Genomic DNA, 12,856 nt, shown 5'->3' on the forward strand with positions numbered 1-12,856 from the left:
AACCTGAGGCTTCAAAAAGGGCATTTTAATCGATAATTTTTTAGGAGGAATAAATTAGTACCGCTTCTGCAGGAACTTTTAATTTTCCTTCCTGCAACAGCTCCTGTTCTGTAATCTTACCTCCCCATTTTTTGTCTGCAGACGAGATCACGACTTCTGGAGTCTTTTCACCGGAATAATCTTCAGTAAAAATGCTATTCCCGAAGTTAAAAATACCGGTTAAGGATCCTGTATGATCTTTCGCAGATACCTTAAGTATCTTGTGGTCTTCTTCTGTAAAAGTTTGCACTCCCTTAATGGAGAATAATTTAAAAACTCCTTCCTTTTTTAATTTCAGAAGAATTTTATAAAATTCAAAAAGATATCTTTTCCCTTCATCATTTTTAAAATTCCAGTTAAGCTTTGAATGGTCGAAGGTTTCTTCTGCCTGTGGATCGGGAAATTCTCCTTCCCGGCTATGGAAGAAGTATTCAAATTCTTTTTTCCTGCCCTCCTGCACGGCCTTCACCAGGTCGGGATCTCCATGGCTTACGAAATACTGAAATCTGTTTTTCTCACCAAATTCTTCGCCCATAAAAAGCATGGGAACGAATGGGGAAGAGAGCATGGTAGCTGCTGCAAGTTTTTGTTTTTCAAAACTTACAAGTTCGGCCAGGCGTTCTCCCAGGAGCCGGTTTCCTACCTGATCGTGATTCTGAATACAGACCACAAAATTATCTGGCGAAATTCCCGCAGGGTTGTTTCCCACCGTACGTTTTCTAAAGACCGAATAGGTTCCATCATATACAAAAGCCTGCTTAAAAGCTTTGGCCAATAATTCCATTTCTCCGAAGTCTGCATAATAGCCTGCTTTTTCACCGGTAAGCACGGTATGCAGGGAATGATGGAAATCATCAACCCACTGTCCTTCCAGCCCATAGCCGCCGAGTTCATAATCCTTAATCAACCTGGTATCATTGAGATCACTTTCGGCAATCAAAACATATCTCCTTCCGGTTTTTTGCTCCAGGGCATCAGTTTTTTCACTGAGTTCCCTGAGAAAATGGTTTGCTCCGCGGTCAATGATCTCGTGAATTGCATCCAGGCGTAACCCATCAAAGTGAAACTCCTCAAGCCACATTAATGCATTTTGAATAAAATGCTTCCTTACCGCATCTGAATATTCATCATCAAAATTAATGGCGCTCCCCCAGGGGGTGTGATATTTATCTGTAAAATAGGGACCATATTGCGAAATATAATTTCCTTCGGGACCAAAGTGATTATAAACCACGTCCAGAAGTATTGAAAAGTTACGGGCGTGACAGGCATCCACCAGCTTTTTTAAACCCGAAACACCTCCATAGCTGTCCTGGGGAGCAAAAGGATAAACGCCGTCATAGCCCCAATTACGTTCCCCCGGAAATTGTGCAACAGGCATCAATTCTATAGTATTGATTCCCAGCTCTTCCAGGTGATCCAATTTATCTATTATGGTTTCAAAAGTACCTTGAGGGGTGAAGGTTCCCACATGCAACTCATAAATACTCATTTCTGCCAGCTCCCTTCCTTTCCAGTTCTTGTCGTGCCAATCATGTGCGTCGACAGGTATTACCTGTGACCATGAATGAACCCCATCGGGTTGAGATCGGGAGGCAGGATCGGGAAATTCATCTTTCTTGTTCAGCCTGTATTTATACAAGGTTCCGGGAGAGACTTCAGAAAATGAACCGCTCCAGTATCCTTTTTCATCTTTGGAAAGGTCCTGTGGTTCAGTCCTGTTCTTAAAAATTAATTCAACAGATTCCGCAAAAGGGGCCCATACACAAAAATCACATTTTCCATCTTTCTTTAATGTAGCGCCAATTTTCTTGTTCATAAATCTTTTTCTGTCATTTAACTCCGTCTCTTTCAAAGCTAAGAAGGATATCATGGAAGATTTTATGTTTAATAGTTTTTTAACTAAGGGTGTGAGTTTACTTGCCTAAATTTAAGTGTTTTAGATATGGGAAATCCTGTAAAAACTGGCACTCCCATAAAATAATCAAAATTTTACCTTTAAAAGATACATATGAAAATTGATGGTCATAAGAGAGTGAGTATAAGAAATGTAAAACCCCAAATTGACTGTGGAAAATATCCTATCAAAAGAGTTATAAATGAAGAAATAAGAGTTGAAGCCGACATCTTTGGCGATGGCCATGACAAGGTGGATGCGGTCCTTCTCTATCGCGAAAAAAAGAAAGGAAAAGGCCGTGAGAAAAAATGGCAGGAACAACCCATGGAATTTGAGGGAAATGACCATTGGAGCGGCGTGTTCAAAATACCTGACACCGGAGATTATGAATATACGCTGGAGTCGTGGGTTGATCATTTTTCCACCTGGCAGGATGGTTTGAAGAAAAAAGCCGCGGCCAATCAAAACCTGAAGACAGAATTGCTTATAGGAGCAGAGTTAATGGAAGAAGCACTTCCAAGAGCCTCTGCGCCAAATAAAAAGAAACTTAAGGATTGGATAAACCTGCTTAAAGATGAGGAGCATGAGGCAAGATCGGTTTCTGAGGCGCTTAGTGATACTGCATCCCGGGTCATGTATGAATCCCGTGACCGCAACATAGCTTATCCTTATGATAAGGTGCTGGAAGTAAGGGTTGAAAGGAAAAAAGCTCTTTTTAGCGCCTGGTATGAATTCTTTCCGCGATCTGCTTCTCCAGAAAAAGACAAACACGGTACTTTCAAAGATTGTGAGAATGTTTTGCAGGAAGTTTCAAAAATGGGATTTGACGTTGTTTATTTCCCTCCAATCCATCCAATTGGCCGAAGTCACAGGAAGGGTCTTAACAATGCTACCGAAGCGGAAGAAGGAGATCCCGGCTCTCCATGGGCTATAGGAGCCAAAGAGGGAGGGCATAAAGCCATTCATCCTGAATTGGGAAGTATGGAAGATTTTAAACGACTTGTACAAAAGGCAAAAGACATGGATATTGAAATCGCCCTGGATTTTGCCATTCAATGTTCTCCTGATCATCCCTATGTGAAGGAACATCCGCAGTGGTTTAAATGGAGACCTGATGGCACCGTACAATATGCCGAAAATCCTCCTAAAAAATACCAGGATGTACTTCCTGTCAATTTTGAGACCGAAGACTGGGAAAACCTTTGGGATGAACTTAAAAGTATTGTAGAATTTTGGATCGATAAAGGCATTACCATCTTTAGAGTAGATAATCCCCACACTAAAACCTTTCCTTTTTGGGAATGGTGTATCAAGGAGATCAATAAAAAGCACGAAGGGATCATTTTCCTGGCTGAAGCCTTTACCCGTCCAAGGGTTATGGAAGAACTTGCAAAGATCGGCTTCAATCAATCCTACACTTATTTTACCTGGAGGAATAGCAAGGAAGAGTTTATAGAATACCTCACACAGCTTACCAAAACGGAAGTCAGAGAGTATTACCGCCCGAATTTCTGGCCTAATACACCTGATATTTTGCCAATTTCTCTGGAAAACAAGAGTGAACCTTCTTTTATTATAAGGCTTATACTTGCAGCTACCATGTCATCCAATTATGGCTTGTATGGTCCTGTATTTGAATTCGGACTCAATGAAGCCTATCCCGGAAAAGAAGAATATATACATTCAGAAAAATACCAGATCTACCACTGGGACTGGCACCGCAATACCCGGATCAAGGAAATGATAAGTATCCTTAACAGGATAAGAAAAGAGAATCCTGCCCTACAGACTACCTGGAATATTGAATTCTGCGACACAGATAACGACCAGTTGATCTGTTACTCAAAAGTAGATCAGGAGGAAACCAATAAACTTTTAATAGTAGTTAATCTGGATCCAAACCATACTCAATCGGGTTGGGTACAGGTGCCCTTAAAAAGGCTTAAGATCGAAAACCATGAGTCTTATTCTGTAAAGGATCTTCTTACCGGTGCCGGCTACATATGGCAGAATGAATGGAATTATGTTGAACTGCATCCAAGAGCTGTCCCGGCCCACATTTTAAAAGTTGAAACCAAAAAACCAATCAGATAAAAAAATAACCATGATCAAACCCATAAATTCAAACGATCAGGCAACCTGGTATAAGGACGCCATTATTTATGAATTACATATTAAAGCATTTTTTGACAGTAACGGAGACGGGATTGGCGACTTCGAAGGTCTGCTTCAAAAACTGGACTATCTGGAGGATCTTGGAGTAACAGCAATATGGCTTCTCCCCTTTTATCCTTCTCCCCTGCGGGATGATGGTTATGACATTGCCGATTATTACAGTATTAATCCATCTTATGGAGATCTCGATACCTTCAAAAAATTAATTGATGAAGCCCACAACAGGGGGTTAAAAATAATTACCGAGCTGGTGATCAACCATACCTCAGATCAACATCCTTGGTTTCAGCGGGCCCGTAATGCTCCTATTGGATCTCCAGAAAGAGATTACTATGTGTGGAGTGATGATCCAGAGAAATATAAGGACACCCGAATCATATTTACAGACACAGAACCTTCCAACTGGACCTGGGACCCTGTAGCCAAACAATACTTCTGGCACCGCTTTTTTAGTCATCAACCTGATCTCAATTTTGATAATCTACAGGTGCAACAGGAAGTTTTTGATGTATTGGATTTTTGGTTCGATCTGGGAGTAGATGGTTTCCGGCTTGATGCAGTTCCCTACTTGTTCGAAAGAGAAGGCACAAACTGCGAAAATCTACCCGAGACTCATAAATTTCTGAAAAAACTCAGAACTCATGTAGACAGTAAATATGAGAATAAGCTCTTACTTGCAGAGGCCAATATGTGGCCCGAAGATTCTGCAGCCTATTTTGGAGAGGGAGACGAGTGTCATATGAATTATCATTTCCCTATCATGCCCCGCATGTTCATGTCTGTCAAAATGGAAGACCGGTATCCAATTATGGATATTATAGATCAGACTCCGGAGATTCCGGAGAATTGCCAGTGGGCGATCTTTTTACGTAATCACGACGAACTGACCCTGGAAATGGTAACCGATGAGGAAAGGGATTATATGTACAAGGTTTACACCAAAGATCCACAGGCAAAGATCAATGTTGGTATAAGGCACAGGTTAGCTCCCCTCCTTGAAAACAACAGGAATAAGATCGAATTGATGAATGTGTTGCTGTTCTCGCTTCCCGGGACTCCTGTTATTTATTATGGAGATGAAATTGGAATGGGGGACAACTTTTACCTGGGTGACCGGGACGGTGTTAGAACACCAATGCAATGGTCTTCCCATAGAAATGCCGGATTCTCTCATGCAAATCCTCATAAGCTTTATTTGCCCGTAATAATTGATCCTTCATATAAATATGAATCGGTAAATGTCGAGACAGAGCAGATGAATTCTTCTTCTCTTTTATGGTGGATGAAAAGGATCATTGGCATGAGGAAAAAATTTAAAGCTTTTGGACGCGGGGATATTAATTTCCTGTCTCCAAGTAATGCTAAGATCATTGCCTATACAAGGACCTATGAAGAGGAGGATATCCTTGTACTCGGTAATCTTTCACGTTTTCCCCAGGCAGCCGAACTGGATCTGGAGGCCTATGAAGGTTATATTCCGGTAGAAGTCTTTAGTCATAATAAGTTTCCGAGGATAACTGAACATCCTTATTTATTCACCATGGCTCCTCATGGCTACTATTGGTTCCAGTTACAGAAAGAAGAGGGACGTATCTCGAAATCTGAAACTCCCCTTCTTCAGATCGATCAATGGGAACAATTGCTTCAAAACAAGACCAGATATAAATTTGAACATTACGTACTTCCGGAATATTTGAATACCTGTAGATGGTTTGGAGGAAAATCCCGGGTCATACAAAATATCAATGTTCTTAATAAGGTAGATATTCCGGTGCCCGACCTACCTTCAACCTTAGTAACAATTGAAGTTAGTTATAACGATGGATTACCTGAAGTTTATCAGCTTCCCCTGGGGTTTGTAAGTCCGCGACATGATGAAGAATATAAAGAGGTTCCTGCAAAGGGAGTCATTGCCAAGCTTCAGATAGGTGATGATGAAGGTTACCTGTTTGATGCCGTTTATAGTGAAAGCTTCAGAAATGTGCTGTTCCGAAATATTAAAAAAGGTAGAGAACTGCCGAGTGGACGCGGTAATCTCGTTTTTTATCACAGTGAAAATGACTTTGAGGCCGAAGCTGAGAAAGTTCACTCAAAGATCCTTAATGCAGAACAAAGTAACACATCGTTAATATTTGATAACAGGTATTTTCTGAAGTTGTACCGAAAACTGGATAACACGATCAATCCTGACCTTGAGATCACAAGATATCTTACAGAAAAAACAGATTACAAGAACTCTCCTCGTTTTGTAGGAGCGATTGAATATAAGCCGGACGCGAGAAATATCATCGTGCTGGGAATGATGCAGGACCTTATCCCAAATCAGGGAGATGCATGGGATTATACAAAAGATGCTTTAAACCGCTTTTTTGAGAGGGTACTTACCACACCTAAAGATATGAAATTTGAGGAGGTGAAACATGACCTCACTCCCCTCTCCTTCCAGGATCTTTCAGAAAACATGAAGGAACTTATGGGCGTGGTCTTCCCGGAGCGAATTTCACTTCTGGGACAACGAACAGCAGAGATGCACAAAGCCCTGGCAGCAAACCCTGCCGAAAAAGATTTTGAACCGGAACCATTTTCGCTTCATTATCAGCGGTCTTTATTCTCCTCGCTGCAATCACTGACACGAAATGCTTTCCAGAACCTTCAAAAGAGCATTAAGACGCTTCCGAAACACATACAACCTGAAGCCCAGGAAGTCCTGGATATGAAGGGAGAAGTCCTTAATACCTTTAAAAAGGTCTATGACCATAAGATCCCTATTATGAAAATAAGGACTCATGGAGATTATCACCTTGGGCAGGTTTTATGGACAGGAAAGGATTTTGTTATTATAGATTTTGAAGGGGAACCTGCCCGCTCCTTTAGTGAAAGAAGATTAAAGAGATCGCCACTAAGAGATGTGGCCGGAATGGTAAGATCTTTCCATTATGCTGCTTACAGTATCATAATTGAATCAGAATTTGACCAGGCCTCAAAAGAGGGCGAACTTGACCTTTGGGCAGAAAATTGGTACTACCTGGTGACCCAGATGTTCCTTAAAGGATATTATGATCATGTAGGAGATAATGACTTTATCCCACCAGATGAAGAAGATACCGAGATCCTAATGCAGGTATTTCTGCTGGAAAAGGCGATCTATGAAATGAATTATGAATTAAACAATCGGCCAGATTGGGTGTTGATCCCGCTAAGGGGTATTAAATCATTTATAAAACGATAAGAAATGGCTAAGAAAGAGGAAAATAAAAAAGATATAAAGAAGAATGTTTCAGAAACAGGGAAAGCACCAAAAGCTAACCCACGCAAAAAGGCAGCTGTGAAACCGGAGGAATCCGGCGAGGTAAAAGGCCCGAAAGGTGTTGGGGACAAAACCCGGAAGAAAACTGATACGGGAAAAACTTCATCGGTTAAATCGACGTCAGGCAAATCCGGATCTTCAGAAAAAGGTGCTACAGCCGGAAAAACTCCGGTGAAAACCGCCGAGGCTTCATCAGCACCACCTAAACTTCCGAAGCCAAAAAAGAAACTTCCGGAGAATGGTACGCCTGATGAAGGTGATAATACTAAAAAAACCACAGGTTCCAAAAAGCCGGCTGTAAAGAAGAAATCCCTGCCTGAAGACAAAAAGACTAAACTTGACACCGGATTGCCCAAAGCAAAAATGCCCGATGCAGACAGTGCTGTCAATCCTAAACCTAAAAGCCAGACAGGAAAGAAAACTACAGGAAAGAAAAAGGAAGGTACTTCTTCCAAACCGGCTAAGTTCATAGATCCGGTCACAGACGATCAGGTACCCGATGTAGCCGCCCCTGCAACTAAAGTGACTACTACACCAGAGGAAAGTCCCGAGAAAAAAACAGGGACGAAGAAAACTGCAGCAAAAAGAGCAGGTTCTACTCCTAAAACTTCCAAAAAGAAAGGGGAGACAGAAGATAAGAAGGAAGCAAAGAAACCGGTTAAAAAGATGTCCCGGCAAAAATCTGTCCCGGGGATAAGTGCCGAGGAGAAGATGAAATTACCCAATACTTCCCCGTCTGATGACCTGAAGGATGCAGCAAAAGAAACTGCAGAAAATTTGAAAGACCGGTTAACTCCCGATGAAAAGACAAAAAGAGATCTGGAGCAAAAGGCAAAAGATCTAATTCCAGATCCTGAAGAAATTAAGGGAGTGGCAGGTTCAATTGCCGAAAAAGTAATTGGAGGTTCTGAAAAAGCGAAAAAATTCGTTGAAGATATCACTCCTAGTAAAGAGGAAGTAGCCGCCGCGGCTCAAAAAGCAAAAGAAACTGTCGAAGATGCTACTACAAATAAAAAGGAGGAGCAAAAATCTTCGGCCGACAAACCTGTGGAAGCCACCTTACTTACAGATTTTGATATTCATTTGTTCAAGGAAGGAAAGCATTATCATCTTTATAATAAATTCGGCTCCCACCTCATGGAATACATGGGAACAGAGGGGGTGTATTTTGCCGTGTGGGCTCCGAACGCCGAAAATATTTCGGTGATTGGCGATTTCAATAACTGGGACCGGGAAGCGAATCCTATGAAGGCACGTTGGGATCACTCCGGTATCTGGGAAGTATTTATTCCCAATGCCAAAAAAGGAAGCCTGTACAAATATTTTATACGATCGAATAACGGCTATGAAGCCGAAAAAGGTGATCCTTTTGCCTTCATGTGGGAAACTCCGCCTAATACAGCCTCTATGGTTTGGGACCTGGAAAACACCTGGAAAGATAAGGTCTGGATGAAAGACCGGCAGGAAAAGGAAAAACAACCCCAACCAATGTCTGTTTATGAAATACATCTTGGGTCGTGGAAAAGGGTTCCCGAAGACAATTTTCGTTCCCTGACCTATCTGGAGCTTGCGCAACAGCTTCCGGAATATTTGAAAGAGATGGGCTTTACTCATGTGGAATTCATGCCGGTAATGGAACATCCTTTCTTTGGTTCCTGGGGTTACCAGATCACCGGTTATTTTGCCCCTTCCAGCCGTTTTGGTACTCCGCAGGAATTTATGCAGCTTATTGAAAGTCTGCATGAAGCAGGAATTGGAGTGATCCTGGATTGGGTTCCCTCCCACTTCCCTTCAGATCTGCATGGTCTGCATTATTTTGATGGCACCTATCTCTATGAACATGCCGATCCACAGAAAGGATTCCATCCAGACTGGCAAAGCTACATCTTCAATTATGGAAGAAGTGAAGTAAGATCATTTCTCATTAGTAATGCTTTATTCTGGTTAGATAAGTTCCATGTTGACGGATTACGGGTCGACGCCGTAGCCTCCATGCTTTACCTGGATTATTCAAGAAAAGAAGGAGAATGGCAGCCAAATGAATTTGGAGGAAGAGAGAATCTTGAGGCTATAAGCTTTTTAAAAGAATTTAATGAAGTAGTGTATAAAGAATTCCCCGATGCGGTGACTATTGCTGAAGAATCTACCGCCTGGCCCATGGTTTCCAAACCCACATATATTGGCGGATTAGGTTTCGGGATGAAATGGATGATGGGATGGATGCATGATACCTTAAAGTATTTTAGTGAAGATCCCATTCACAGAAGGTATCATCAAAACACCATTACTTTCAGCACTAATTATGCATTTACAGAAAATTTCATGTTACCCTTGTCTCACGATGAGGTGGTCTACGGAAAACATTCTATTCTAAATAAAATGCCGGGAGACCAGTGGAACAAATTCGCTAACCTGCGGACATTGTATGCCTACATGTATGCTCACCCGGGTACGAAATTGCTTTTTATGGGAGCCGAATTTGGACAACCGTCTGAGTGGAATCATGATGGTAGTCTTGAATGGCATCTCACTAACGAAAATTCTCACCGGAATATCCAGGAAACCCTGAAAGAACTGAACAACATTTATAAAAAGGAACCTGCACTTTACGAAAAGGCATTTTCCCACGAAGGTTTTGAATGGGTAGATTTTAATGATGAGGAGAATAGCATCATTAGTTTCCTTAGAAAAGGAAACAATCCTGAAGATGATATACTTGTGGTGTGCAATTTCACTCCGGTTCCACGAGAGAACTATAGAATAGGAATTAAAGAAACCGGAACCTGGAAGGAGATTTTTAATAGTGATGAAGAACGTTTTGGCGGAAGTAACTTAAAAAACCTGGAAGAGGTCAAAACCCAGGAAATTCCTGCTCACAGGCAGAGCAATTCCTTATCTTTAACATTACCTCCTATGGGAGTAATATATTTAAAGAAATCATAGATGAAGAACGTTAAAGCATATGCGGCACAGGCTGCAGATAAGGATCTCCAACCCTATACCATTGACCGGCCCGAACCCGGTCCCGGAGATGTGGAGATCGAGATCCTGTACTGCGGAGTATGTCATTCAGACATTCACACCGCCCGCAATGAATGGGGAGGCACCAAATATCCCTGTGTGCCCGGACATGAAATTGTGGGAACAGTGACAAAAGTTGGAAAGGATGTCACCCGCTATAAAGAAGGTGATACAGTGGGTGTGGGTTGTTTTGTGGATTCCTGCGGTCACTGTGAAAACTGTGATGAAGACCTTGAGCAGTATTGCCTCAATGGCCCTACAGCTACTTACAATTCCCCATCACCCTTAGACAGGGACGTTCATACGTATGGTGGTTATTCCACTCACATAGTGGTACGGGAAGAATTTGTACTAAGTATTTCAGATAAGCTTCCCCATAATGCAGTTGCGCCTTTACTTTGTGCCGGCATAACGACCTATTCACCTCTGCGCAACTGGAATGTAAAAAAAGGAGATAAGGTAGGAGTAGTAGGTTTAGGTGGGCTGGGGCATATGGCTGTAAAACTCGCCTCTTCTATGGGAGCCGAGGTGACAATGCTAAGCCGCTCGCCCGAAAAAGAAAAGGACGCTAACGAACTTGGAGCCGCACATTTTGAACTTACAACCAGTGAAGAGAATCTGAAAAAAATGTCCGGAAGTTTCAATTTGATCATCAATACTGTTTCTGCTCAACATGACTACAACCAGTACCTTAACCTGTTGAAAACAGATGGTGTAATGGTGCTTCTGGGTATTCCACCTAACCCTTCTCCGGTCCATGCAGCACCTCTTATTATGAAAAGAAGAAGTCTGGTAGGTTCATTAGTCGGCGGTATCAAGGAGACCCAGGAAATGCTTGACTATTGTGCAGAACACGGGATAGTCTCAGAAGTAGAGATGATCAACATAGACCAGATCAATGAAGCTTATGAACGCACGTTAAATGCAGATGTTCGCTATAGATTTGTAATAGATATGAAATCACTTAAAAACAATAACTAACCAATGAAAAGAAATGCTACAGCCGTATGGAACGGCACCATTAAAGAAGGAAAAGGTCATTTGTCAACCCAAAGTCAGGTGCTTCAGAACACACCATATTCTTTCCACACCAGGTTTGAAAATGAAAAGGGAACAAATCCCGAGGAATTGATTGGGGCAGCTCATGCCGGTTGCTTTACAATGCAATTGTCGGCCAATTTGACCAAAGAAGATTTTAATCCTGTAGAACTCGAAACAAGATGTGATATAACTTTTGAAGATGGAACAGTGAAGAAGTCACATCTTATTTTAAAAGCCAAAGTTCCCGGGATCTCACAGGAAAAATTTGAAGAACTGGTGAAAGATGCCAAGGAAAATTGTCCTATCTCAAGGTTGCTGAATACTGAAATTTCCCTGGAGTCAAGCCTCAATGGCTGATCTATAAATGATTAACAGCTTTAGAAAGCGCCTCAAAAATGTCATTTTTGAGGCGCTTTTCCATTTTATTATCGCTGACAAATTTCTGATTGACTTCCAGTTCTATACCTAAATATCCTTCCGGAAATATTTTTCTTAAAGAAGTGGTGAATCCGTCATCTATGCCCAGGTAAGGATAGTTAAACCGGACTTTCAGATTCCTGTCCTGCTCCAGAAATTTATTCCGGAAGCTTTCGCAAAATTTTGCTTCTAAGTCACGGGAAGGATCAAATAAAAGTCCGATGTCTGCATCTCTCACCTCCCCATTTAGCACAGGGGTAAAAGTATGTACAGATATGTGTAGGATTTCCTTTCCTTCGGATATGTAATTCTCAAGCTTTCCTTCAATGAAATTGCGATACGGCAGGTAAAAATCATTGAGAATATCCTCCTTTTCCGACTCCTCCATAGGTGAAGTGAGTTCTGAAAAGAGTTGAGGGTGATTTAAAGATCTGTTAGGTTCTACCAACAGGCGGCTTATCATGTAAGGCTGACAAAAAATGGCCAGGCCACTAAGCCGGTTAAAAAGATCCAGTGCTCCGGGATCATAGCCGCGATGGCTCTCCAGGACTTCATCTGCTCCTTCGAAATATTCGGAATATTGCTCCGGAATTTCATTGCCGGCGTGTTCGCATGTAAGAAGTAGGTTCAATGCTTAAGGTTGAGTCACCTCTAAAAAGCCTAATTTCGAAAAGCTCTGAGAGGCTACTATTTGACGATTAAATTGTTGTTTCTTATTTGCATTATGATAAACGAGAAAATCAGAGGATTTTTAATGTTTAGAAGGTGAAAAAATCCAGAAAATAAAGAGTTTTGGGATTTCCCGGGACTCCAGGGACACATTTTCTCCATGTTTTTGGCTATCCTCACTAGATTTATCCACATTCCGCGGGCAAATGCCCACATTCGGTTCTTGATGAGCCCCCGATACCTGGTTTTTTTATTTCTAATGTTTACCACAAACTGAAATATAGTGGCTT

The 12,856-nt window shown here is 41.7% G+C and carries 7 protein-coding genes; 5 read left to right on the forward strand and 2 right to left on the reverse strand.

From position 1 onward, the window contains the following. Nucleotides 1-40 precede the first annotated feature (40 nt). Nucleotides 41-1,858, reverse strand: coding sequence for a malto-oligosyltrehalose trehalohydrolase (gene treZ, locus G564_RS0102165; RefSeq protein ID WP_029036211.1), 1,818 nt, complete (start codon nt 1,856-1,858; stop codon nt 41-43). 192 nt (nt 1,859-2,050) lie between these two features. On the opposite strand from treZ, the gene G564_RS0102170 reads away from it, so the two are divergent. Genes G564_RS0102170 through G564_RS0102190 form a run of 5 tightly spaced genes read left to right on the forward strand, consistent with a single transcriptional unit; the run spans nt 2,051 to nt 11,837 of the window. Beyond that, nucleotides 2,051-4,030 (forward strand): alpha-1,4-glucan--maltose-1-phosphate maltosyltransferase, encoded by a 1,980-nt coding sequence (locus G564_RS0102170; protein WP_029036212.1) that lies wholly within the window; start codon nt 2,051-2,053, stop codon nt 4,028-4,030. 10 nt (nt 4,031-4,040) lie between these two features. Next, a complete protein-coding gene (treS, locus tag G564_RS0102175) occupies nt 4,041-7,340 on the forward strand; it encodes a maltose alpha-D-glucosyltransferase (protein ID WP_029036213.1) in 3,300 nt (1,099 codons plus the stop codon). 3 nt (nt 7,341-7,343) lie between these two features. Further along, nucleotides 7,344-10,361: a 1,4-alpha-glucan branching protein GlgB gene (glgB, locus tag G564_RS20830; RefSeq protein ID WP_316928838.1), complete on the forward strand. Its 3,018-nt coding sequence runs from the start codon at nt 7,344-7,346 to the stop codon at nt 10,359-10,361. Continuing rightward, a complete protein-coding gene (locus G564_RS0102185; RefSeq protein WP_029036214.1) occupies nt 10,362-11,420 on the forward strand; it encodes an NAD(P)-dependent alcohol dehydrogenase in 1,059 nt (352 codons plus the stop codon). Between the two features lie 3 nt (nt 11,421-11,423). Next, the gene (locus G564_RS0102190) at nt 11,424-11,837 is read left to right on the forward strand and encodes an OsmC family protein (RefSeq protein WP_029036215.1); all 414 of its coding nucleotides are present in this window, start codon (nt 11,424-11,426) and stop codon (nt 11,835-11,837) included. A 1-nt stretch (nt 11,838) separates the two neighbouring features. Here G564_RS0102190 and G564_RS0102195 read toward each other — a convergent pair whose 3' ends face one another. Continuing rightward, entirely contained in the window at nt 11,839-12,528 is a 690-nt protein-coding gene (locus G564_RS0102195; protein WP_029036216.1) for an N-formylglutamate amidohydrolase, read from the reverse strand. Nucleotides 12,529-12,856 lie beyond the last annotated feature (328 nt).

The sequence above is a fragment of the Salinimicrobium xinjiangense DSM 19287 genome, from assembly GCF_000423585.1.
In the GTDB taxonomy this organism is placed as follows: Bacteria; Bacteroidota; Bacteroidia; order Flavobacteriales; family Flavobacteriaceae; genus Salinimicrobium; species Salinimicrobium xinjiangense.

Bases quoted from the DNA above. Each gene is read 5' to 3' on its own strand.
- G564_RS0102190 (WP_029036215.1), top strand. From the start codon at position 11,424: ATGAAAAGAAATGCTACAGCCGTATGGAACGGCACCATTAAAGAAGGA.
- treS (WP_029036213.1), top strand. From the start codon at position 4,041: ATGATCAAACCCATAAATTCAAACGATCAGGCAACCTGGTATAAGGAC.
- G564_RS0102185 (WP_029036214.1), top strand. From the start codon at position 10,362: ATGAAGAACGTTAAAGCATATGCGGCACAGGCTGCAGATAAGGATCTC.
- treZ (WP_029036211.1), bottom strand. From the start codon at position 1,858: ATGAACAAGAAAATTGGCGCTACATTAAAGAAAGATGGAAAATGTGAT.
- glgB (WP_316928838.1), top strand. From the start codon at position 7,344: ATGGCTAAGAAAGAGGAAAATAAAAAAGATATAAAGAAGAATGTTTCA.
- G564_RS0102170 (WP_029036212.1), top strand. From the start codon at position 2,051: ATGAAAATTGATGGTCATAAGAGAGTGAGTATAAGAAATGTAAAACCC.